At 33.4% G+C, this 22,587-nt stretch carries 23 protein-coding genes and 6 tRNA genes; 17 read left to right on the top strand and 12 right to left on the bottom strand.

Features of this window, described 5'->3' with window-relative positions; genetic code table 11:
- Positions 1 to 3,090, top strand: a complete 3,090-nt coding sequence (locus MMJJ_RS05875) for a hypothetical protein (RefSeq protein WP_104838057.1) — start codon at positions 1 to 3, stop codon at positions 3,088 to 3,090.
- Between the two features lies 1 nt (position 3,091).
- Here MMJJ_RS05875 and pdxT read toward each other — a convergent pair whose 3' ends face one another.
- From pdxT to MMJJ_RS05845, 6 genes are all read right to left on the bottom strand, one after another.
- Positions 3,092 to 3,655 carry a pyridoxal 5'-phosphate synthase glutaminase subunit PdxT gene (gene pdxT, locus MMJJ_RS05870; protein WP_104838056.1) on the bottom strand — a complete coding sequence of 188 codons (564 nt, stop codon included), beginning with the start codon at positions 3,653 to 3,655 and terminating at the stop codon, positions 3,092 to 3,094.
- Positions 3,656 to 3,769: 114 nt separating this feature from the next.
- Positions 3,770 to 3,844 (bottom strand) — tRNA-His (locus MMJJ_RS05865).
- 29 nt (positions 3,845 to 3,873) lie between these two features.
- Positions 3,874 to 3,958: transfer RNA gene (locus tag MMJJ_RS05860), tRNA-Leu, on the bottom strand.
- 13 nt (positions 3,959 to 3,971) lie between these two features.
- Positions 3,972 to 4,046: transfer RNA gene (locus MMJJ_RS05855), tRNA-Glu, on the bottom strand.
- 14 nt (positions 4,047 to 4,060) lie between these two features.
- Positions 4,061 to 4,135 (bottom strand) — tRNA-Ile (locus MMJJ_RS05850).
- Positions 4,136 to 4,173: 38 nt separating this feature from the next.
- Positions 4,174 to 4,250, bottom strand: a tRNA-Asn gene (locus tag MMJJ_RS05845).
- A 116-nt stretch (positions 4,251 to 4,366) separates the two neighbouring features.
- On the opposite strand from MMJJ_RS05845, the gene MMJJ_RS05840 reads away from it, so the two are divergent.
- Positions 4,367 to 4,440: transfer RNA gene (locus MMJJ_RS05840), tRNA-Phe, on the top strand.
- A gap of 122 nt (positions 4,441 to 4,562) precedes the next feature.
- The gene (locus MMJJ_RS05835; protein ID WP_104838055.1) at positions 4,563 to 5,735 is read left to right on the top strand and encodes a bis-aminopropyl spermidine synthase family protein; all 1,173 of its coding nucleotides are present in this window, start codon (positions 4,563 to 4,565) and stop codon (positions 5,733 to 5,735) included.
- A gap of 46 nt (positions 5,736 to 5,781) precedes the next feature.
- Here MMJJ_RS05835 and MMJJ_RS05830 read toward each other — a convergent pair whose 3' ends face one another.
- Positions 5,782 to 6,168: a 30S ribosomal protein S8e gene (locus tag MMJJ_RS05830; RefSeq protein WP_013999945.1), complete on the bottom strand. Its 387-nt coding sequence runs from the start codon at positions 6,166 to 6,168 to the stop codon at positions 5,782 to 5,784.
- Between the two features lie 158 nt (positions 6,169 to 6,326).
- Positions 6,327 to 7,235, bottom strand: a complete 909-nt coding sequence (gene pyrB, locus MMJJ_RS05825; RefSeq protein WP_104838054.1) for an aspartate carbamoyltransferase — start codon at positions 7,233 to 7,235, stop codon at positions 6,327 to 6,329.
- Between the two features lie 85 nt (positions 7,236 to 7,320).
- On the opposite strand from pyrB, the gene MMJJ_RS05820 reads away from it, so the two are divergent.
- The gene (locus tag MMJJ_RS05820) at positions 7,321 to 7,680 is read left to right on the top strand and encodes a DUF2304 domain-containing protein (RefSeq protein WP_104838053.1); all 360 of its coding nucleotides are present in this window, start codon (positions 7,321 to 7,323) and stop codon (positions 7,678 to 7,680) included.
- On the top strand, positions 7,670 to 7,867 hold the full coding sequence (locus MMJJ_RS05815; protein WP_104838052.1) for a hypothetical protein: 198 nt from the start codon (positions 7,670 to 7,672) through the stop codon (positions 7,865 to 7,867). The genes MMJJ_RS05820 and MMJJ_RS05815 overlap by 11 nt, the downstream gene beginning before the upstream one ends.
- Here MMJJ_RS05815 and cobM read toward each other — a convergent pair.
- Both cobM and MMJJ_RS05805 read right to left on the bottom strand, forming a co-directional pair.
- Positions 7,864 to 8,628, bottom strand: coding sequence for a precorrin-4 C(11)-methyltransferase (gene cobM, locus MMJJ_RS05810; RefSeq protein WP_104838051.1), 765 nt, complete (start codon positions 8,626 to 8,628; stop codon positions 7,864 to 7,866). The genes MMJJ_RS05815 and cobM overlap by 4 nt on opposite strands.
- A gap of 29 nt (positions 8,629 to 8,657) precedes the next feature.
- Positions 8,658 to 9,863 carry an aconitase X gene (locus MMJJ_RS05805; protein WP_104838050.1) on the bottom strand — a complete coding sequence of 402 codons (1,206 nt, stop codon included), beginning with the start codon at positions 9,861 to 9,863 and terminating at the stop codon, positions 8,658 to 8,660.
- A gap of 50 nt (positions 9,864 to 9,913) precedes the next feature.
- Between MMJJ_RS05805 and MMJJ_RS05800 the strand changes: the two genes are divergently transcribed.
- The gene (locus MMJJ_RS05800) at positions 9,914 to 10,810 is read left to right on the top strand and encodes a coenzyme F420-0:L-glutamate ligase (RefSeq protein WP_104838049.1); all 897 of its coding nucleotides are present in this window, start codon (positions 9,914 to 9,916) and stop codon (positions 10,808 to 10,810) included.
- A gap of 31 nt (positions 10,811 to 10,841) precedes the next feature.
- Here the strand turns inward: MMJJ_RS05800 and MMJJ_RS05795 are convergent, their stop codons facing one another.
- Positions 10,842 to 12,521 (bottom strand): HEAT repeat domain-containing protein, encoded by a 1,680-nt coding sequence (locus MMJJ_RS05795; protein ID WP_104838048.1) that lies wholly within the window; start codon positions 12,519 to 12,521, stop codon positions 10,842 to 10,844.
- A gap of 305 nt (positions 12,522 to 12,826) precedes the next feature.
- Here MMJJ_RS05795 and MMJJ_RS05790 point away from each other — a divergent pair, with 305 nt between their 5' ends.
- Genes MMJJ_RS05790 through flaJ form a run of 11 tightly spaced genes read left to right on the top strand, consistent with a single transcriptional unit; the run spans position 12,827 to position 21,716 of the window.
- On the top strand, positions 12,827 to 13,462 hold the full coding sequence (locus tag MMJJ_RS05790) for a flagellin (RefSeq protein ID WP_104838047.1): 636 nt from the start codon (positions 12,827 to 12,829) through the stop codon (positions 13,460 to 13,462).
- Positions 13,463 to 13,499: 37 nt separating this feature from the next.
- Positions 13,500 to 14,150: a flagellin gene (locus tag MMJJ_RS05785; RefSeq protein ID WP_104838046.1), complete on the top strand. Its 651-nt coding sequence runs from the start codon at positions 13,500 to 13,502 to the stop codon at positions 14,148 to 14,150.
- A 34-nt stretch (positions 14,151 to 14,184) separates the two neighbouring features.
- Complete coding sequence (locus tag MMJJ_RS05780; protein WP_181504865.1) at positions 14,185 to 14,817, top strand: flagellin; 633 nt, start codon at positions 14,185 to 14,187, stop codon at positions 14,815 to 14,817.
- A gap of 10 nt (positions 14,818 to 14,827) precedes the next feature.
- Positions 14,828 to 15,388, top strand: coding sequence for a flagella accessory protein C (locus MMJJ_RS05775; protein WP_104838045.1), 561 nt, complete (start codon positions 14,828 to 14,830; stop codon positions 15,386 to 15,388).
- The gene (locus tag MMJJ_RS05770; protein WP_104838044.1) at positions 15,378 to 16,346 is read left to right on the top strand and encodes a FlaD/FlaE family flagellar protein; all 969 of its coding nucleotides are present in this window, start codon (positions 15,378 to 15,380) and stop codon (positions 16,344 to 16,346) included. The genes MMJJ_RS05775 and MMJJ_RS05770 overlap by 11 nt, the downstream gene beginning before the upstream one ends.
- Positions 16,347 to 16,373: 27 nt before the next feature.
- Positions 16,374 to 16,781 carry a FlaD/FlaE family flagellar protein gene (locus MMJJ_RS05765; protein WP_011171615.1) on the top strand — a complete coding sequence of 136 codons (408 nt, stop codon included), beginning with the start codon at positions 16,374 to 16,376 and terminating at the stop codon, positions 16,779 to 16,781.
- Positions 16,771 to 17,178, top strand: coding sequence for a flagellar protein F (locus MMJJ_RS05760; RefSeq protein WP_104838043.1), 408 nt, complete (start codon positions 16,771 to 16,773; stop codon positions 17,176 to 17,178). Before MMJJ_RS05765 ends, MMJJ_RS05760 begins: the two co-directional genes overlap by 11 nt.
- 40 nt (positions 17,179 to 17,218) lie before the next feature.
- Positions 17,219 to 17,671 carry a flagellar protein G gene (locus tag MMJJ_RS05755; RefSeq protein ID WP_011171617.1) on the top strand — a complete coding sequence of 151 codons (453 nt, stop codon included), beginning with the start codon at positions 17,219 to 17,221 and terminating at the stop codon, positions 17,669 to 17,671.
- 15 nt (positions 17,672 to 17,686) lie between these two features.
- Positions 17,687 to 18,379, top strand: coding sequence for an ATPase domain-containing protein (locus MMJJ_RS05750; protein ID WP_011171618.1), 693 nt, complete (start codon positions 17,687 to 17,689; stop codon positions 18,377 to 18,379).
- A 9-nt stretch (positions 18,380 to 18,388) separates the two neighbouring features.
- Positions 18,389 to 20,029 carry a type II/IV secretion system ATPase subunit gene (locus tag MMJJ_RS05745; RefSeq protein ID WP_104838042.1) on the top strand — a complete coding sequence of 547 codons (1,641 nt, stop codon included), beginning with the start codon at positions 18,389 to 18,391 and terminating at the stop codon, positions 20,027 to 20,029.
- Between the two features lie 10 nt (positions 20,030 to 20,039).
- Positions 20,040 to 21,716 carry an archaellar assembly protein FlaJ gene (gene flaJ, locus MMJJ_RS05740; protein ID WP_013999961.1) on the top strand — a complete coding sequence of 559 codons (1,677 nt, stop codon included), beginning with the start codon at positions 20,040 to 20,042 and terminating at the stop codon, positions 21,714 to 21,716.
- Positions 21,717 to 21,729: 13 nt separating this feature from the next.
- On the opposite strand, the gene MMJJ_RS05735 is transcribed toward flaJ, so the two are convergent.
- Positions 21,730 to 22,566 carry a UbiA family prenyltransferase gene (locus tag MMJJ_RS05735; RefSeq protein WP_104838041.1) on the bottom strand — a complete coding sequence of 279 codons (837 nt, stop codon included), beginning with the start codon at positions 22,564 to 22,566 and terminating at the stop codon, positions 21,730 to 21,732.
- Positions 22,567 to 22,587 lie beyond the last annotated feature (21 nt).

Raw genomic sequence — 22,587 nt, 5'->3', positions numbered from 1 at the left:
ATGTACCAAAGCACGGATAAAAACGACCTTGCAGCACTTTTTGATAAATATATTGAGTCTGATAATTATAAAGATAAAACAGAAGCTGCAAAAATTTTAGGATTGCTTGATGAACAGGCACTTGACGAAAGAATGCAAAAAATTGTGATATTAAATTCGGACCCAAATATCGCAGTTTTACTAAATTTACTTAGTTCCATAAAAGTTATTCTTTTAAAATATCCTAAAAAAGCCGAAAAACTTTTAATACACGTTTATATCAATACTGAATTTTCAAACCACCTGGTAAAAGAATTTTCAAGACAGATTATTGATTCAATAAATCCAAAGGTAATCGATAACCTTGTAGTTCATTATAATTCAAAGTTATACTCGAAAAATAATTTTGAAGTTGCACGGGCACTTTTAGTACTTGGTTTTGTATCAATGCACTCTCCAAGGTACCTTAAAAACTCACTTCCCGAACTTTCGATGATTTCGCTTTATTCTCGCTCAGAACTTTTGAGGATTTTGTCTCAAGCAATACTTGATGAATTTGAAAACATTCCTAAATCAATTATTAAAGACTTAAAATTTTTGATAGAATCGCCAGATGCTAATGAAGATAACCTAAATGCTGAAAATGATTTACTTAAAAAACTTGTAATTCTTAATCTAAAAAATGAGATTAAAAATGACGAATTATTATTTATTTTAGAATATGTGGACGATGCAGATTATAGAATCGCACTGCTTTCTGCAATTACTCTTAAAAAACACCAAAAGTCATTAAAAAATTTAATTCAATCAAAAAACGAATTAGATGTGCATTCTTTAATCAGTGATAAATTATATGGATCGGATGAAATTACTGCAATAAATGCAATGCTTGCTTTTTCATACCTAACAATTGACATGAATTTAGAAATGGATACTAAAAAATGTTTAAAACTAATCGAAAATCCAGTTAAAGAATATTTAACACACGAAAACTACTTAATAAGCTTTTATGGATTTGAAATGCTGAATTCTTTTGTTTTGTTAAATAATGATGAATTGAATTTACGTATTGAAAAAGTTCTTGAAAATAATGACCTTGGAAAGCTATTCAGAAAAAACAACCTAAATTATTATAGTGGAACGAGATTGCTTGTAAATTTGGGGCGTTATGATTTATTAAGCCCTGAAAAAAATATGTATTTTGATGAAGACCTCATGATCGAATACAGTGAACTTCCAAAAAACCGGGCAATCGAACAGTTTAAAAACCTTGAAAAAGAGTTTAAAAACGAAGACTGGCTTTATAGGTTTGAAATTGGAAAAAAAATTGGAAATTTGCTGTATGCATTTCCAAGCGAAATAGATTATAAACAAGATTTAATACAGACAATTCTTGCCGATCGAGTGTATCTAGTAAGATCTATTGGCGCATGGATTCTTCAGATCATTCTTGAAAGAGGATTTAAAATTCCAAAAAAATTAATAATCGAATCCATTGCATGTCTTGATGATCCAAATATGGAAATAAGGCAGGATTGTGCAATTTTTTATAACAAATTAATCAAAAAATATCCTGAAATTTTGAAAAATTCCGAAATAAGTTCTAAATTACAAGGTGCCCTTGCAACAAAATATTTTACAGACCATTTTACTATTATTCGAACAATCTGCGAAGATACTTTAAAAATGATTCCAGAATCAAAAGAATTAATTGGTTATGAATCTAAAAATCTGGAAGAAAAGTTTAAAACACTTGAAAAAGCGCTGAATCATCCTGAACTTAATAAATCAGTAGTAATCAGACTTAAAGTAAAATTAAAAAGTTACATTAGATCAGAAGATAGCGAAAATATCGTAAAAATCCTAGAATTCATTGAAATGCAGGAATTAACTGAAGAATATTTTGACTTATTTCATGAATTATTTAAACTTAAAAAAGACTTTGAAATCGCAGGCGAGTTATTAAATAGACTCAAAAATAAATTTTCAGAAGTTCCAAAACCGCGTGAAGCAATTATATATGGGAATTTAAACGAAATGATAATTTCAAGGCGTATAAATGCAGTAAATGAAATTTTTGAATACATTTTGGAAGGCTATAAAATCAGCGAAAGAATTACTCGAAAAATAAAAGAGTTTGTGATATATCCGCAAGCAACCCCGAAAATCACATCACTATCTTTAAAAATACTTGAAAAAATCGATACAGAAGAATCTAAAAAAATATTTGAAGAAAAACAGGAGCTTGAAAATTATATCTTGGAAAATAACTTTGAGTCAGAAGTTGTCGATATCAAAAATCAAACCTGGCAAGAGATTTATTTTTCACTAAAATACCTGTTAACACATGATTATAAAACACTAAACTACGTGGATCTTGAATTCTTTGATTTTATGAAATTTAGCATCCTTAACTCTGAAAGAAATTCACTAATTATTACGATAATTTTACTGGATATTTTTAAAGCCAATTTAAAATCCGGTGATACTAATTTAATGTACGAACTTGGAAAATACAAAAAATCAGTACTTAATAACATTTTCAAAATAATTTTCAATGAGAAATACCCGTTATTAGCGTATAAGGGACTTGAATGTTTAAAAGTGATAATAACTAAAAAAACTTCTTGGTTTGAAGAATCAGTTTTAAATGCTGAAAATTTTGAAGAATACTTACCACTTATTTCAAAACTTCTCGATGAAAATGAACCGCAAATACAGGTTGAAGCGTTAGAAACGCTTGCCAGCATGGTAAAATTAAATGTTAAATGCACAGAGCATCCTGAAATTTCTAAAAAAGTTTTAGAATTAATAAGTGACGATAAAAAATGGATAATCTTTAAAAAAGCTCTTGAAGTAATTTACTCATGCAACTTTGAGGATAACCTTGAAATGCTTGAAAAGGTCAGCAAACAAATTATTGAGTATCTTAAAACATCAAATGACGATTCTAAACTCTTCCTGATAAAATTCTTTAAAATAAAAGGAATCGATAAAATACCTGATTATTTATTTGATGAATTAAAAACCTTTGAAACGAGTTCAAATCCTTATGTAAGTTCAGAAATAGCAGAACTCATTAAAAAAAGAAAAATGAATATGAATTATTAATTTATTTTTTTTCTACAATATTTTTCAAAAAGTATTCATATGCAATAACCCCGTCATCTGAAAGTTCCGGGTGAAATGATATTGCCATTATGTTTCCTTCTTTTATTCCTACAATATTTTCATCGTCTTTTGAAATGATTTCAACGTCTTTTGAGAGAATCTCCCCAACTTGGGGTGCTCGAATAAATACTGCATTTATTTTTTTTCCGCCTAAATCTATTTCTTTTTCAAAACTATCTTTTTGACTACCGTATGCATTTCTTTTTATCGTCACATTCAACATTTCAAGTAATGGCTGCTCTTTTCCAGTTCCTTTAGATAAAAGAACCATTCCTGCACAAGTTCCAAGTATCGGGATTTTTAAATTTCTAATTTTATCGATAAATCCATAACTTACCATCAATTTTCCAATTGTGGTACTTTCTCCGCCGGGAATTATTAATGCGTCTATTCCTTCTAAATCATCTACCGTTCTTATCCGTTTAGGGATGCAGTTTATTTTTTTAACTGCATCTTCGTGTTCTTCAATGTCGCCCTGAATGCCGAGTATCCCGATTATTTTCATAAATTCACCGTTTTTTATAAATTGTGGTTAATACGGATAGTAAATCATTGTTTAAAAATTTGTATAATCAATTATATATTTAAATTAACAAATATATTTTCCTAAAATAAAAAATGGGGCCGAGACCGGGAATCGAACCCGGGTCGAGGGATCCACAGTCCCTCAGGATAGCCACTACCCTACCACGGCCACAATATCGTTTTTTAATATTACTATAATGCAGGGGCAGGGATTTGAACCCTGGAACCACTACTGGACAGGATTCTAAGTCCTGCATCTTTGGCCAGGCTCGACAACCCCTGCACTTAAAATAAAATGCTCCAGCCGGGATTTGAACCCGAGTCCCGGCCTCGAAAGGGCCGGATGATTGGCCGGACTACACCACTGGAGCTTGTTTCAAATATATGGGCCCGATGGGATTTGAACCCATGACCACTCGGTTATGAGCCGAGCACTCTAACCAGCCTGAGCTACGGGCCCGTACCCGGTCTTGAGAGTGAATAATTTGTTAGAAAAAATGGCGCCTCCTGCAGGGCTCGAACCTGCGACCTACGGATTAACAGTCCGTCGCTGCTACCTACTGAGCTAAGGAGGCTCGCTGTCATACTACTTGACCGCACAATAACAATCAACATTCTGATATATAAACCTTTCGTAGTAAAGTATTTATATCATAAAAGATATGCTTAATTGTGGATTTAACTGGAAATTGCCAAGGTAGTTCAGCCTGGGAGAACGCTGGACTGAAGATCCAGTTGTCGGGTGTTCGAATCACCCCCTTGGCACGTTTTTATTTTGGGAATATTAATTTATTAATTTGAATATACGGTTTTATGTGTTATTTTTTAATATGTTATTTTTAATAATAAGATACTATTATTTTATTGTAATATAAACTGGTGGATTCATGAAGATTATCGGAAGCATGGGTAAAAAAACGGAAAACTTAAAAATTGACGCTAAAAAATCATTTTTGAAGCGTATTGCAAAAAACGTGAAAGTTTCAGAAGGGGAAAGAGCTGTTGAAGATATTTTAAGATGCATATATAGAAATCAGCCAATTTCAACAAAAAAGATTGGTCAGTATGTAAAACTGCCCCTCCCAATTGTATCTAAAGTTAGATCAATTCTTGAAAGAGAATCGCTCTTAAAAAGAGATGATAAAGGAGCTGTGCTTTCAAAAAAAGGTATTGATTTTGTTGAAAATGAACTTGGACTTAAGCTTAAATCTGACATGAAATGTCCAGTATGCAGTGGGCGAAATATCGTGTTTGATGAAAAATTTGAAAAGATATTGAAAAAGCACAAAACTTACGCTAAATTAAGACCGCAAGTAAACACAATGATTGACCAGTCTTTTGCAACGCCTGAAACCGCCACTGCAAGAGCTGCAATAATGGCGGATAGGGGAGATTTGGAAGGAAAAAGAGTTTTATTTGTAGGTGACGATGACCTTGCATCAATTCCAACTGCGATGACAGGGCTTTGCAGTGAAGTTGTTGTTTTAGATATTGATGATAGACTTTTGAAATTAATTTCAGAAGTTTCTAAAAAAGAGAATTTAAACATTAGAACTGTAAAATGGGACTTTAAAAATGAACTTCCAAGTGAATTTGTAAATAAATTTGATACAATATTTACCGATCCACCATATACACTAAACGGCGCAGTGCTTTTCATGTCAAGGGGCATCGAAGCACTCGGAGATAACGGAATATTGTATCTTGCATTCTCTCACAAGCCTGTAGAAGAATACATTGAACTTCAAAAATCAATCAACAATATGAACTTTTTAATTTACGAATTGATTCCTGGATTTAATTTCTATGAAGGAACCGAAATTATTGGAAACACTACATTTTTGGCAAGACTTGTTGGTAAAAATTTGAAAAAAATAGAAGTTAATTCTGAAAAAATATACACTGGAGAATTAAAACCAACTTTAAGATACTACCAATGCATGAATTGTAAAAAAATCCATGAAGTGGGAAATAATGTAAAAAGAATCGAAGATTTAACCTGCGAATGCGGTGGAAAAAAATTTTCGATGATTAAAAGAGCTAAAGTAAAACAAAAATAAATTTGAAAATTAAAATTTTAATTTTTTTTAAAATAAAAAAAGAGAATTATTCTGTTAATAAAACAGCGTTTACAACACCATCTTGTCCAGGTCTTGAGGTAACTTTTGCTTTACCCATTTCTGTTTCGATGATTGCGCCTTTTGTCATAACATTTCTTCTGATGTAGTGTTTGTTTGCTTTGTTGTCGATAACATTTGTTACTGCAACTTTTTTACAAACTTTGTTTGCTTGATCAAAGACGTTTGCATAGTTTGTTTTTTCCAACTTAACTTTTAAGTTTGCGCCTCTGCATCTTACAATTTTTCTTTTGATTACTTCTGAAACTTGTGTTTCTGCTGCAGGTCTTCCCATTTCTCTTTTATGTTTTTTTGCAGCTCTCCAAACTTTAGCTCCTGTTGAGAGTCTTCTGCTTGCTCCTTGCCAAATTGCCATGTTTACACCTTATTTGTGTTTATTTTTAAAAAAAAATCGAAGTTTTTCCTTATATAATAAGTTTTTTGAGAGAGTATGCGAGTATAATATGTGATTGATATGATAGTATAAAAAATTAACTGCATTTTAAAATAGGTTAAATAAGAATAATAATTTAATTATTTTATTGAATCTTCAAATAAAAGCTTTAAAATCGCCATTCTGACAGGAACTCCATAAAATGACTGTTTAAAGTACCTTGCTTGAGGGATGTTGTCAACTTCAGAATCGATTTCATCTACCCTTGGAAGAGGGTGCATGATAACCACGTTTTTCTCCCCGATGTGCTCTTTTGAAAGTCGATATATTCCTTTTACCTTGTAGTATTCATTAACATCGACAAACCTTTCTTTCTGAATCCTTGTCATGTAAACAACATCAACATCGTCAATATCGACATCAGCCATTTCTGAAAGTTTTATTTTTCCAGCGATATCTTCAATTACTTCTCTTGGCATTTTAAGTTCGTCTGGAGAAATTAATTTTATTTCTACACCTTTGAATAAGGATAATGCTTGACATAAGGAGTGGACAGTTCTTCCATACTTTAAGTCCCCTATAAATGCGATTTTTAAATTTTCAATGTGTCCAACTTCTCTTTTAATCGTGTATAAATCAAGAAGTGTTTGCGTTGGGTGCTGATTTGATCCATCTCCAGCATTTATAACTGGAACTTTTGAATTTTCACTTGAAAGCCTTGCAGCTCCTTCTGACGGGTGCCTTATTGCAATCAAATCACTGTAACCACTGATTACTTTGATAGTGTCGGCTAAAGATTCGCCCTTTGTTACAGAAGTATTTGAAATATCCGTAAAACCAATAACGTTTCCACCAAGCCTTTTCATTGCAGTTTCAAAAGAAAGTCTTGTCCTTGTTGATGGTTCGTAAAAAAGAGTTGCGAGTATTCTCCCATTTAAAAAATCACAGTGACCTTTTTCATTTAAAATAGCTTCCATTCTTTCGGATTCGTCTAAAATATTCAGAATTTCTTCCCGGCCGATGTCTCTCATCGAAATTAAATGCCTCATTAAAACCACCGACATTTTTCATTAGTTATAAATTAAATATATATAAAATTATGGTGTAAAGTATATATGCAGACGAGGTGTGTTGATGGAACCTGTTCAAATTATCGGGATTATCGTTGGATTAATTGTTATTTTAAAAGTTGCAGTCCAGGCTAAAAAAAGTGCTATTTCACCATTTACTGCAGTTATATGGATTTTAGGATGGATTTTTGTAATGTTAATGGTAAGTTTTCCAAATTTTCTTGGAAAAATTGCAAACAGTCTGGGTGTAGGAAGAGGTATTGACGTTTTAGTGTATTTTGGAATTATAATTCTGTTTTTCTTAGTTTACAAATCATATTTAAGGACAGAACACCTTGAAAGAGAAATTACAACAATTGTTTCAGAAATTGCAATTAATGAAAGATACGATAAAAAAACAAAAGGTGAAAATGATGGAAAATAGAGAATTAGTAATGGAAACTGCGCCTTATGTTCAAAATATGGAATATATAAGAGAATTAATTGAAGAATCGGAAAATATTGAAGAATTAAAAATAAAATTAACTGAATTAATAGGTAATGAGCAGAACGTTGCAAAAAAAACTGATTTAAAAATTTTAATGGAAAAAATAGAAGAATTAAATCTTTAATTTTTAGGTTTTCTAAATTCGTGTTCAAAGTCTTTGTCGTAAAGTTTTGAATAATCATAACTGTCAGGATTTGTTACATTTCCAACGATTATAAGTGCTGTTTTTGTAATTCCTTCGCCTTTTACTTTTTCAGATATGTCTTTTAGTGTTCCAGTAATTTTTTTCTCGTCAGGCCATGATGCATGATATACCACTGAAACCGCAGTGTTTTCCGGATATCCACCTTCAATTAGCTCCTTACATACTTTTTCTATCATTCCTGTTCCCAAATAAATTGCCATTGTAGCGTTGTGTTTTGCAAGCGCGATTAAACTTTCTTTTGCAGGTTTTGGAGTTCTTCCTTCAGGCCGTGTAATTATTACTGTTTGTGATACATCAGGAAGCGTTAATTCTGATTTTAAAGTTGCCGCTGCTGCAAAAAGGGAAGTTACTCCTGGAATTATTTCTACATCGATTTCATATTTTTTCAATTCATCGATCTGCTCTTTTATCGCACCGTAAAGTGCAGGGTCTCCAGTATGAACCCTTACAACAGTTAATCCGTTTTTAATTCCGTTTACTGCAACTTCGATTACTTCATCGAGTGTCATCGTTGCACTGTTGTAGATTTTTGCATCCTTTTTGTTGTAATCTAAAACTTCCGGATTTACTAACGAACCTGCATAAATTAAGATATCTGCACTTTCAATTGCATTTTTTCCTTTTATCGTGATTAATTCCTTGTCTCCAGGACCCGCACCAACAATAATCATCTTTTTCATTATTTCACCGATTTATTAAAATTAATAAATTATTCAGTTGCTTTTTTCAAAATTTCATAAGTTGTTCCGTATATCACGTTGCTTTTGCAAAAACCCGGCAGATACGTTGCAGCTTTTCCAGAATTCGTTGCAACGTTTTTGTATCCCATGTCTTCAATCGGAGCTACGACCATACACGTGTCAACAACTACTTTTCCGCCAGCATCTTCAATAATTTTCGTATATCCCATCCTGTCAGCAATCGATTTCATGTGAATTGATGTACAAACCCAAACTTCTGCATTGAATTTTGCATTTTCAGCTTTTACAAACTCTGCAACTTCTTTGATTTCATCAAGACTGCAGTGTGGACATCCGATACAAATTAAATCTGGTTTTTCTGAAGTTTTGAAAGAATCATATTCTTTTTCAAAATCGTCTTTTCCGATAACTACTTTTTCAAGACCTGTTATTTCCAGTCCTTTTTTTGCTTCGGGAGTTATTCCTTCAACGTGGTATAATGCAACACCGCCGCTTGCTGCAAGTGCGGCTCCAAGTGCTTTTAAATAATCATTTTTAACTGATTCACAATTTTTAAATTTGAAGTATGGAATTCCGTTTTTTACAATTTTTCCCGTAATTCTTCCCAAAATTCCGTAAAATGAACTTGCATCTTCAAGTTCCATATCAACTTCAAAAACTTGTGTTGGAAGCCTGTTTTCATCCAAATGGTATCCGTAACATGGTGTTTTTCCAATGATTGCAGCTGCTAATGCTGAAGGTCCGCCCTCCCTGTTGGTTCTTGCACCGATTACTGAATTTACATAAGCTACTGCAGAAGACTCTGCCCATGCAACGTGTGAACCAAACATTGGAACATTTCCAGTTAAATAAGGCGTACATGTACAGCTGATTTCAATTTCCATTCTTTTAAAACAGTCAATTATTTCGAGCTGTTTTTTTGCAAAATCCTTTGGGAATTTGAGTTCATCGTACCTTATCAAATCCATTCCAGCAGGATTTAACGTTGTTGGAACTGTTGCCTTTAAACCCTGATCTGCAAGGTCTTTTAAAAATTCCAGTCCCTTTTCACCGATAGTTTTGTAAGAAACTCCGGAAACCTGTGCAGAAGATATATCTACCAGTTTTTCTGCTCCGTAAATATCGCCTAATGACACAAGTAAGTTCATGCAGGTTTCTAGGGCTTCCCCGTATTCTCCTGCATACAATTTTTCCTCTTCTCTCGTTAGATGCATAATTTTCACCTTTTTCCTTACTAATTATAGAGTACCAAAATATAAAAATAATGGAGATAGTTTTAATTCGTGAAAAAATGGAAATAAATGCAACACCGATAAGAACCAGATATATCGATAGAAACGAAGATTTTGTATCAGAATCCATCAATTCTTTAAAAAATGAAATTGAAAACGGATTTGAAATAAAAAACGGGGATTTTTTAGTCGTCAGTGAAAAATTCATAGCTACAAGCGAAGACAACTTCGTAGATGAAAGTTTGGCGAATCCTAAATTCTGGGCATATTTTACATATTATCTATCAAAATACGGCTGGGGATATGTATTAGGCCCTCTTTTAGGTACTAGGGGCGACAGGGTTAAAAATTTAAGAAAAATGCCAAAGACGGAAACACTAAAACACAAACAAATAGTAATTGAAAATGTAGGGTTAATATACGCACTAAAACCTGCATCAGAAGGCGGAATTGACTTAACAAACGTTCCGGGTACTTATGCATCCCTCCTTCCAGAAAAACCTGAAAATTCTGCAAAAAAACTCCATAAAAAAATAAAGGAAGAACTGAATCTCGATTTAACGGTTATGGTAATCGATACAGATGCAACATACAGGTTTTTTAACTGGTACGTTACAGCACTTCCAATTGCAATTGATGGAATAATTTCAAAAATAGGTGTTTTTGGATATATTTTAGGGAAATTTGGAAAAATATTAAAACAGGGCGGCCTTTGTGGTGCAACCCCGCTTGCAATTGTGGGAAATGAGAATTACAAAAAATATCCCTTAAAAACGATTCTATACATTGCAAATCTATCAGATACGTCTCAAGTCCCATATACAAAGTCAATTCATGATTTAATGAAAAAATACAACACTTTTGAAATAACTGTTGATGTTTTAAAAGAGATGGAACACAGCCCATTAGTTATTGTAAAATGTGAATAATTTAAAAAAGTAAAAAATTAAAATAAAATATCTATCTTTTTGGCTCATTTATTGCAGATTCGATTAATGATTGAATCATTAAATCGTGCGATAATTTGTAAATATCGAATTCATTTTTATTTTCCACATCTAAAAGTTCTAAAAGGTCCCCCGAAAGCGAAGTTTCAATGCATTTGCTTTTATCTAAAATATAAACCTGTTTTCCATCTTCAAGTTCTACTTCTGTGCACTCTGATTTTAAAGCAACAATTACGGGAGGTTCTTCAATTTCAGGTCTTTCCAATTTTATATTCGTAAAATCTGGATCATTTAATGATAATCTCTCATTTATAGAATAACAGAGTTCATTGATATATTCTTGATTCCACGTTCTTTTTAAATTAAATAACTCTTTTTCAAGGGATGAAAGAAGTTCTTTTGGATATTCTTCAATTATTTCTCTTAAAAACTCCATATTATATTTAGCCTTGTCTGCAGCCTTTAAAATTATTTCAAGATTCTTTTTCTCAATGTAGCCGGATTTTACCATTGCGATCGTTGCTTCTTTTGAAAGTTCTTCGTCTGAAAGTTTCAATCTTACATTATTAATATATCTGTTAATGTACTTTTGATCGTATTTTCCAAGATTACCGACAATTCGAAGAGCCTGCTTTGAAATGTATTTATCAGGATTGTTCATCAATACACAGACTTTTTTATAGTGTCTTGTAGTAACTTTCGGGCTGTATTTTGATAAATTGTAAAGAAGCGTGATTGAAGGATAAATGACATCAGGATCTTCATCCAATAATGGATTTATGTTTAAATTTTCAAATTTAAGTGGTTCCGTGTAGCTTAATTTATTCAGCGCTAAAAGCGAATATATTTTAGTATATTTATCGCTCGAACTTGTAAATTCAACAAGCGTATTAATTGCATTTTTTAAGTATTCGGGATATTTTTCAGAATATTTCCATATTGAATAAACTGAACTTCGCCTAATTTCTAAATTATCACTTTTTAATGAATCGATCAATATTTTAGACGTATTTTCGTCGAGTTCGTAATCTTTAATATCTCCTAAAATCTTAATTACTTTTGATTTTAAAACAGGATCATTTGAATCTAAACAGGATAATACATCATTTTGACAAGATTTTATTAAATCAGGGTTAATTTCTCCGATATTTTTTATTAAATCCATTAAAACTACTTTTGAAGTTATTTTTTCGCGCAGTATCCCAAATAAATCAATTTTTTCTTCACATTTTGAATTTAACATTATTTTTGAAAGAGCATATGCACTTGAACAAACCACATCAATGTTTGAATCATTAATACACTTTTTCAAATTTTCCATGTAGGGTTTAACATTATTATAACATACAAGTCCAAAATCTCCAAAAAATAAAACTGCATTTTTTCGAATTCTCCAGTCAGAGTTTTCCAATAATTCCGCAATTTTTGGAATTAACGGCAGAACTTCGAGAGGATTTGCCTTTGAAATCATTGAAAGTGAGTTTAATGCCGCCCATTTTATTTTAAAATCACTTTCAAGTGCTTTTTCAAATTTTGGAATAAAATGTTTTATAGATTCCCGATGTTCAAATGCATATTTTCCAACAGAAAGAACATCTCGAAAATCTGAAAAATCAAAACCAGATATTCCTTTTGTATCTGCACCGCTTTTTGGATTTAAATGATAATCAGTTGATTTAAAAGATCCTATCATTATTATCACGCTTTTAATAGTAATATTATTATGAATTAAATGGATTATATTCGTTTTTTGCATGTGTTTGTGTAGGTTAACCGTTTTTTCATTAAATTTACCTACATAATCATATACATAACTACATACAAAACCAAATACAGCACCATATGCCAAAATAAGTGCAAAAAAAGTATATATTAACAAAAAACGACATATTTCTTCGGGAATATCCCCGAAGAGGTAAAAATCTCAAGGATTCATACGAGATTCTAAAGGCTAGAAACTCTCGAAAAGAAAGTCTGGTGAACTTAGGAGGTTCAATCATGAAAATAACAGAATTCATGAAAAACAAAAAAGGTGCTTCCGGAATTGGTACCTTGATTGTTTTTATTGCAATGGTATTAGTTGCTGCAGTTGCAGCAAGTGTTTTAATTAACACAAGCGGATTCTTACAACAGAAAGCTTCAACTACCGGTAAAGAAAGTACCGAACAAGTTGCAAGCGGTTTATTAATAAACGGAATTACTGGAAGCGTTGGAACTTCAGATGTTAAATTGCTTGCAATTTACTTATGTCCTAACGCAGGAAGTTCTGCAATCGATTTAGCACAAACAAAAATTATGCTTGATTACGACGGAAAAAGCGTAGTTTTAGGTTACGGCGGTAACCAAGACATGAGTAGCGGAAACTCAAGTGTATTTTCAAACGACACTGGCGCAACCGCAACCACATTCCAAGTAAATATTTTACAAGATTACGATGATTCAGCAGTTGACAATGCAGTTATCAACAAAGGAGATGCTGTAGCATTGATTGTTGACGTTAATGCATCATTTGGTGGAGAAATCCCTGAAAGAACTGCAATCTCAGGAAAAGTTCAGCCAGAATTTGGTGCTCCAGGAGTTATTTCATTTACAACCCCTGCTTCATACACAACAGCACTTGTAGAACTTCAATAATTAATTTAAAAAATTCATCCTTATTGGAGGTTCAATTATGAAAATAACAGAATTCATGAAAAACAAAAAAGGTGCTTCTGGAATCGGAACCTTGATTGTTTTTATTGCAATGGTACTAGTTGCTGCAGTTGCAGCAAGTGTTTTAATTAACACAAGCGGATATTTACAACAGAAAGCTTCAACTACCGGTAAAGATAGTACCGAACAAGTTGCAAGCGGTTTACAAATTATGGGTATTAGCGGATACCAAGATGGTTCAGCTGGTGCAAACATTACAAAATTAGCAATTTACATAACTCCTAACGCAGGAAGTGCTGCAATCGACATGAATCAGGTTGTTTTAACACTTTCAGACGGAAGTACAAAAACCGTTACTAAATACGATACTACTGCATACACAAACCTAACTGCAGGTGGAGACCTTTACAACACTACAACTGTAAACTGGTCAAAATTAGCAGATACTACAGAATTTGGAATAGTTGAAATTCAAGATGCAGATCTCTCATTTACAAGTTCAGCACCAGTTATCAACAAAGGTGACATAGTTGCAATTATTGTAAGCGGAGTTTCATTCGATACAAGAATGGAAATTTCAGGATCTGTTCAGCCAGAATTTGGTGCTCCAGGAGTTATTTCATTCACCACACCTTCAACATTCACTGAAAAAGTAGTTTCATTACAATAAGCCCCTTGCTTATTTTTTTATCCGAGGTGGTGAAATGGTGAAAAAATTCATGAAGAATAAGAAAGGTGCCGTTGGAATCGGTACCTTGATAATTTTTATTGCAATGGTACTCGTTGCAGCAATTGCTGCCTCAGTAATTATTAATACCGCTGGAAAACTTCAGCACAAAGCTTCAACCGTTGGTGAAGAAAGCACCGAACAAGTTGCAAGCGGAATACAAGTTTTAAAAGTAATTGGTCATGCAACAGACAAAACTACAATTGATAAATTAGCAGTTATGGTTACACCAAATGTTGGTGGAGAAATCGATCTTTCGACAACGATTTTGACATTGAGTACAGGAGATGCAAAATATTCTCTCGTTTACGACAGTGCCCAACACAATGCAGTTGTTAAAGATGCGGGATCTGACAGCATTTTTGATGAAACTGAATGGGGTACTGACACCAAATATGGTGTAATAGTACTACAGGATAGTGATAATTCAACCACTGATTCTACACACCCGACAATAAATTACGGTGACAAAGTATACCTTACAGTTACTATGGATGTTGCTTCAACCTCAAAAGTTTCTGGTGAAGTAATTCCAGAATATGGTGCATCAGGAATCGTTGAATTTAGAGCTCCATCTGTATTTACTGAAAATGTAACTACACTTCAATAATGGTGATATTATGCCTAATATCTCAGAGATTATTGAAGAGATAAAACAGAAGATCAAATTAGGCAGGAAGACTGAAGAAAGTTCAGAACCTGAACCTGATGACGAATTTAGTTTTACACTTGAAGAGGAAGCAGTGAACGAATCTGAAGATTTGTTTGCTGCAAATGAAGAACTTCTTGCCAAAATTGGGGAACTTGAATCCAAGTTCCCAAAAATTGAAATGATGGTCACAAACCTGAGGAAAGAGAATGAAAACCTCAGGGGTGACATTCAAAATATTAACGAAAATTTTCAAGATATGATGGCACTTTACGAAGTGGTATCTAATCAAATCAATCCATTCATAGGCATTTCAAAAATCACAGCAACCAGCATGGAAAAAGTAGAAATGATGGAAAATGAATCTCGAAACCTGAAAAAAAGGGTTGAAGAACTTCAAAATGATGTTGTGATTCTGGCAAACGTATATTTAAATACGCACCAAATTGACCTTGATGGAGTTATTAATGAAGTGCTTGCAGAAGAAGAATTCTCCAAAGCAATATCAGGAGAGGATTCCGATGATTGGTAACGTTAAAATGGAATATGCTTCCGCTTCGGAAGAATACCTTACCGAGAGTGAAATGGATGAATATTTGGATGATTTGAGATCCAAAATTCCTTCATTTATCGTAGAACTCTTAAAAAATAATTTAAAAAACAGAAAATTAACAAGACCTCAGCTTGATAAAATCGTTGGAAGAGTTTCTGACCTTTATTTTGGAAAAAAACCGGAAGACAAGAAGGCTGCAGAACTTACAAATAAAATTAACGATTTGAGCCAGAAATTAGATGCTTTGATGAAAGTTGCTACAATTTCATCTGCAACAAAAGTTTCTGATGACATTAAAAAAGAATTGAACTATCTCGATGATGAAAAAATTGAAGTTCCCGAAATTTCTAAGGCTGTAGATGTTCCAGAAATTATCGAAGAACCTGAAGTTTCAATTGAACCTGTTAAGGAACCCGTTGTGGAGCCTGTAAAAATAATTGAAAAACAGACTGTTGAACCAATCATTGAGTTCAAAGAAGAACCTAAAATTGAAAAGGTTGTTTCGAAAGTTCCTTTGGAAATTGAGGAGGGAAATAATATGAGACCTGAATTAACCCCTGCAGTTGAAACGACTGCAAGACTTCAAGAATTGCCCGAAGATACACTTTCTACCATGTTAGTATTCAAATGGCTTGAATTTTTAATTAGTAGAGTGGGAACAGGAAATTTAATAGATGTACTTGATTACTACCACAACCTTGGATGGGTATCTGGAAAAGCAATCAGCAAATTGATGAAAGTATCAAAAAACATGAAGTATTTCCATGAAGATATCGACTGGAAAGCTAATGAATGCATGGCTCCAGAAGACCACGTTGTATCATTACTCTACATTGAAAAATTAGCAGGAAGGCCTATCGCAGTTGAAGAACTTGAAGGCATGGAAAGAGAAATAAATAGAATAAAGAAATGGGCTGAAGAACTACAAAAAATGTAATTTAAGTAACTACAAGGAGTGAGCGAAATGAACACTGCAGCATTATCATCAATATTACTCGAATCCCAAAAGCCTGCTAAATTAGAAGCTGTTCCAGAAGATGCATTTTCATTGATATTTGCATTTAAATGGTTAGAATACTTATCAGAAAGAGTGGGACAATCAAACATTGCAGATATTCTTGAATTCTACTACAACTTAGGATGGTTATCTGACAATGCAATTTCAGGACTATTAAAATTCTCAAAAGGAATAAAAATAGAAGATGACGACATTGCAAGTCCTTCTGGAAAATTAACTATTGCTGACCACTTGGTTTCATTATTATTTATCGAAAGATTAAATGGTAAAAAAATATCAAGCGAAGTTTTAGATAAACTAGAATGGGAAATTAGAAGGATAAAAAGAGGCGCAGAGCAATACTATGGGATTTAGTTCAACTGCGGGACTAACGTTGTTGTTGACTACAGTGCTGATATGTTCGATTTACATGTACAGTACTGTAGACCTAACGTCTGCAAAAGTAAATGATGCTTATAACCAGCATTCAGAATATTTGAAAAATAAATTAGATGAAAAAATAACTGTTGTATCAGTTGAACATTCATCAGAAAATATGAACATTACCCTTTTAAATGAAGGGCAATTAACACATGAATTAGATAATTGGGACGTTTTATACAACGGAACTCCCGTGAATTTTACAATCACGTCTGGTGAACTGTATTTAGCACCTTTAGAAAGTGTAAATATTTCAGTAAATGCAAGTTCCCCGGGAAGAATATCGGTAGTTTCTGAATACGGAAACCAGTATTACTACAATTTAAACTAAAGATCCTTGTTTTTAGGATAACTTTTGCGTTGTGATTTAGATGGCATCCAATGTTTTCTCAGAAGTAATAATCTTTGTTAGTGTTTTGATAATTACGGCCGCTGTCGCAGGAATTCTTGCAACAAGTACGCACAAAATATCGCTCGGAATCAGCAGTAAGGGCGATACGTTATCAACGCAGTTATCTCAGGATTTCGAAATTATTAATGATCCAGGAAATATCCCCAGAAATTCAATTAACGGAATAAGTACAGTATATATAAAAAATACTGGAAAAACACAAATTTCTATTCAAAGTGATACAATAACAGCAATAATAGATGGAGAAATCCGAGATATTTCTGATACGAGCATTGTAAATGGTGCCGGCAGCGTTTTAAGTCCATCAGAAGTTGGAAAAATTGAAATTAATTATAACGAAACTGGATTTCACAAAATAAAAATAGTATCTGAACATGGCGTATCTAGAACAATAACAGGAGATGTCAATTAAGTATCGGTGGTTGATTTGAAACTAGCAAGAATAGAGCTGAGCAGAGATGACGTTCACAAAAGACTTGGTGGGGGAATCCCCTTTGGAAGCGTTATCTTAATTGAAGGAGAAGAGTCATCCGGAAAGTCAATATTCTGTCAGCGGTTAGCATACGGATTTTTACAGAACTCTTATTCGCTTTCTTATGTATCAACCCAATTGACAACCACTGAATTTGTAAAACAGATGATGTCCTTGAAATACACCATAAATAAAAAATTATTAGATGGTAATCTTTTGTACATTCCAGTATATCCGTTAATTTCAGAAAATGCAATAAAAGATGACTTTATTAAAAAAGTAATGCATACAAGAGCATTTTATGAAAAAGATATTGTTTTATTTGATTCTATTTCTACATTAGTATCTAATGATGCAAGTGAAGTACAGATCACAGATTTAATGGCTTTTTTTAAAAGAATTGCATCCATGAATAAAATTATAATTTACACAGTAAACCCAAAAGAACTCCCTGAATCAATATTGACAATACTCAGAACTTCTGCAACAATTGTCATAAAAACAGCAACTTATTCTTTCGGGGGAAATCTTAAAAATTCTGCTAAAATTGAAAAATACAACTTTGCAAAAAGTTCCTTCCAGAAAGTTATGGTATTTAGAGTCGATCCAGGACTTGGAATTGCCGTAGAAATATCCTCTGTAGCATAAGGTGGTAATATGGCTAATGATTTCAAAACTGCACAAATGAACAATCCCCATTTAAAAAATTACGTTGAAAAATTTAAAAAAACTTACATGAAAGTCCCAGAATTCGTTCCAAGCCTTTCAAGAGATTTTAAAGAAATAAGATATCCAAATATAATTTATCCAATAGGTGACCCGATATTTATCCACCTTTACGGAACCCCTAATTTAAAAACAAGATATATTGCAATAGAACCTAAATTAAACGGTTCAGAAGAGAGAAAAAAATATTTCGACATCCTCGATAAAATATTAGAGTATGCGCCATACAGCGATATTCCTGAAAACGATGAAGAGTTTGGAAAAGTAGTCACAAAACTATTTGACATGGTTGCAAAAGTATCAAGTCAAAAAAACGAAAAGAAAAAAGGAATTCTGTCAAAAATAACCGATTCTGGAAAAATAAACATAAATAAAAGTGAAAGAGATAAATTCCTCTATTTATTGAAAAGAGACTTAATCGGACTTGGAACTCTTGAACCAATAAAAAGAGACCCATACATTGAAGATATTCACGTAATCGGTGCTAAAAACTGCCAGCTGGTTCACAAAATCTATGATATGCTTCCATCAAACATTGAATGGGAAGATGAAGGGGACATTTCCAATTACTTAAAAAATATGTGTGAAAGAATCGGAAGACCAGTTTCTGACGCTACACCAATTGTAGATGGTTCTTTACCGGATGGATCAAGGATAAACATTCTTTATTCAGGGGACGTTTCATTAAAAGGCCCATCATTTACAATTCGTAAATTTACAGACGTTCCAATAAGCATTACCCAAATTATCAGCTGGGGTACAATGTCTGCTCAGACTGCAGCATATCTTTGGCTCTGCCTTGAATACGGAATGAGTATATTCATCTGTGGGGAAACTGCGTCAGGAAAAACTACTTCACTAAATGCAATTTTACCATTTATCAAGCCTAAATCAAAAATATTCTCCTGTGAAGATACTTCTGAGGTAAAACCTCCAAACCCTGTTTGGCAGCAGTTATTAACCAGGGAAAGAGGCCCTGAAGAGAGCAGAGTTACACTATTTGATCTTTTGAGAGCCGCATTAAGGTCAAGGCCGAATTACATTATTGTAGGGGAAATCAGGTCTGTCGAAGGAGCTGTTGCTTTCCAGGCAATGCAGACCGGTCACCCGGTAATTTCAACGTTCCACGCTGCAAACGTTAGAAAAATGATACAAAGGCTTACAGGGGACCCGATATGTATTCCACAAACATTTATGGATAACTTAAACGTCTGTCTGTTCCAGCTTGCAGTTTATGCTAGAGGAAAATTCTTAAGAAGAGTTGTTTCAGTTGAAGAAATTGAAGGATACTACAAGGAAGTTGATGGAGTCATTACAAGAGGTGTTTTTGAATGGGACCCTCAAAAAGACGTCCACAACTTTACCGGATTGAATAACAGTTACATCCTTGAAGACAAAATTGCAACCGTTGCAGGATACGAAGATCCAAGAGAAATCTACGATGAACTTGATTTAAGAGTTAGAATTCTCGAAGAAATGATTGCAAGAGGAATCTTTGGATACTACGAGGTTTTAGATATTATCTGGAGTTTCTATGAAAAAGGATTGGAAGGACTGCCATTCCAGGTTTAAGGTGTTTCTTATGTTTTTTGATATACTCCCAAGGGTTGGACTAAAACCAAAAGATTACATTCTTAAATTTATACTTCCTGCAAGTATCATCTCAATTTTATTATTAATATTGGGAATAACCTACTTTTCAGGCTACACTCGATTGGTCGTATTATTTCTGCCGCTTCTTTTAATGGGAAGTGCCATAGGCTACCCATATATTGAACTTGATTCTCAACGTCAAAAGATAAATGAAAGACTCCACATATTCATTACAAAATTTGGTGTTCTTTCAATTACTGATTTGGATAGAAAAGAATTAATGCACCTTTTAGCAACCGAAAAAGAAGAATTAGGCCAGCTTGCAACAGAATCTCATAAAATTTTTGTATTAATTAAAAGATGGAACCAGTCGCTTGCAGAATCCTGCAGGTTCTTGGCAAACCGGTCTCCGAGCAGTCAGTTTGGTGATTTTTTAGATCGTATGGCTTATTCAATAGACAGCGGTCAGGAATTAAAAGAATTTTTGCACGGTGAACAGGACATTGTGATGGAAGACTACGGTGAATTCTACAAAAGGGCAATTTACACGCTTGACACGTTTAAAGAGATGTATGTCAGTGCAGTAACTTCAGTATCCTTTTTCGTGACTTTCGCAATAATTGCACCATTTCTACTCCCCTATGATTTTGTAACCATGGTGACAGTTGCACTGTTAGGTTTTGTACTTATTGAAGTACTTTTGGTCTATGCGATAAAAAGCAGACTTCCATATGACCGTTTGTGGCATACTGGGGAAAAACCAACCAAAATCGACTTGAAATTAAAAAAATGGCTAATAATATCAGTTATCGGAACAGTATTATTTACATTATTCCTTTTATGGGGAAAATTCATTGGAGAAATTCCTCAAATAATGAAAATACCCTACCAGATAATTTTCGCGCTTGGAATGAGTCCACTTGCTATTGGAGGATATTTCGCACAGCGTGAAGAAAACCTCGTAATAAGAAAAGAATTCAACTTTCCAGACTTTTTAAGGTCACTAGGGGATTCTGTTAGTGCAAAAGGAGGAGGTATGACTGATTCATTAGAATACCTCTCATCAAACGACTTTGGTCCATTAACAAAAGACTTGGAAGGCCTTTACAAAAGAGTATCCATCAGGGTAAACAGCCAGAAAGCATGGCGATACTTTGGATATGATACCTGCAGCTACATGATACAGCTGTTCTCTGAAATGTTTGAACGTTGTACATTTTTAGGTGGAAACGCAGGGGTTGCTGCCCACATGATTGGGAAAAACTTCAGAAAAATCATTAACTTAAGAAAAGCAAAATATCAAAGTGTCAGCCAGTTCTCCGGGATCATGTACGGATTAGCTGGAGGTATGGCCCTTACCCTTTACGCTTCGGCAGGGGTTGCAAACATGGTTAATGGACTTTATACAAGTTTAGATATACCCGACACAATGATATCGATTGTGAATATCATAACCCCTGAAGATTTCAGCCTTATTGCTTATTTAATCTACGGGGTACTCGTAATTTATTCAATTGTTTCAGGCTACCTGATAAAATTAATGGATGGAGGACACTACCAGGTTTCATTAATGCACTTTGTAATAATGCTCTGGGTTGCATCAATTGTTGGGTATATTGCAGAAGTAATGACTGGAAGCCTCCTTGGAACGAGCCTTCCAATTTAATTTATTTAAAAAATCATTTGAATAGTGAACCGATTAAGAACGCTATTAAAACTAGATTTGTTACTATTTTTATATTTCTTGAAGCTTTTTTTGCTTCCATTTTTGAGGGATTGAATACAAGTTTGTATATTCCAAGTAAAAATAATAAATCGCAGAAAACCACAGAAATAATATAATAAATTCCAAAAAATCCAAATAAATATGGTAGTGGGCTCAAAAAAATTGCGAAAATAAGCAAAAATGCTGCGATATATATTGACCTTTCACCACATTTTATAGGAATTGAAATTACTTTTTCTTTAATGTCTCCTTCGATGTCCTCGTAATCCTTAATTATTTCTCGTGACCACATTGCAAATAAAGCGCATAAAAAGAGCATTATTGTAACATCAATATTTCCAACAGCAATTCCACCAAATATAAAGACTGAACCTGTTAAATATGCTACAATTAAGTTTCCAATAATTTTATTTTTTTTGTACGTGCTTGCATACTGCTGGAGTACTATCGAATTTAAAACTGCCATCAAAAAGCATGATATATTAAACAGGGATATAAATAGACCCATAGCTACCAATGAATATGAAAATACCTTTGCATTATTCAAGGTGATTCGTTTTGAAGGAATCGGTCGTTTGGGTTTGTTTATCCGATCAATTTTTAAATCATAAATATCATTTAAAGCATTTCCAAACCCGCAAACTAAAAAAACGACTATTGATGCAAGAATTAAATTATCGACCATGGCCAGATTGAAGTAAGATGCAATTAATCCCCCTATAAATGCCCCAAAAGATGCTGTCAAACAATTTTTTAACCTGATTAACTCGAAATATGCTTTTATATCCATGTCTTCACCTACATCAAAATA

Source organism: Methanococcus maripaludis, from assembly GCF_002945325.1.
Classification (GTDB): domain Archaea; phylum AGJL01; class Methanococci; order Methanococcales; family Methanococcaceae; genus Methanococcus; species Methanococcus maripaludis.
This window is presented reverse-complemented; position numbering and strand designations above follow the sequence as displayed.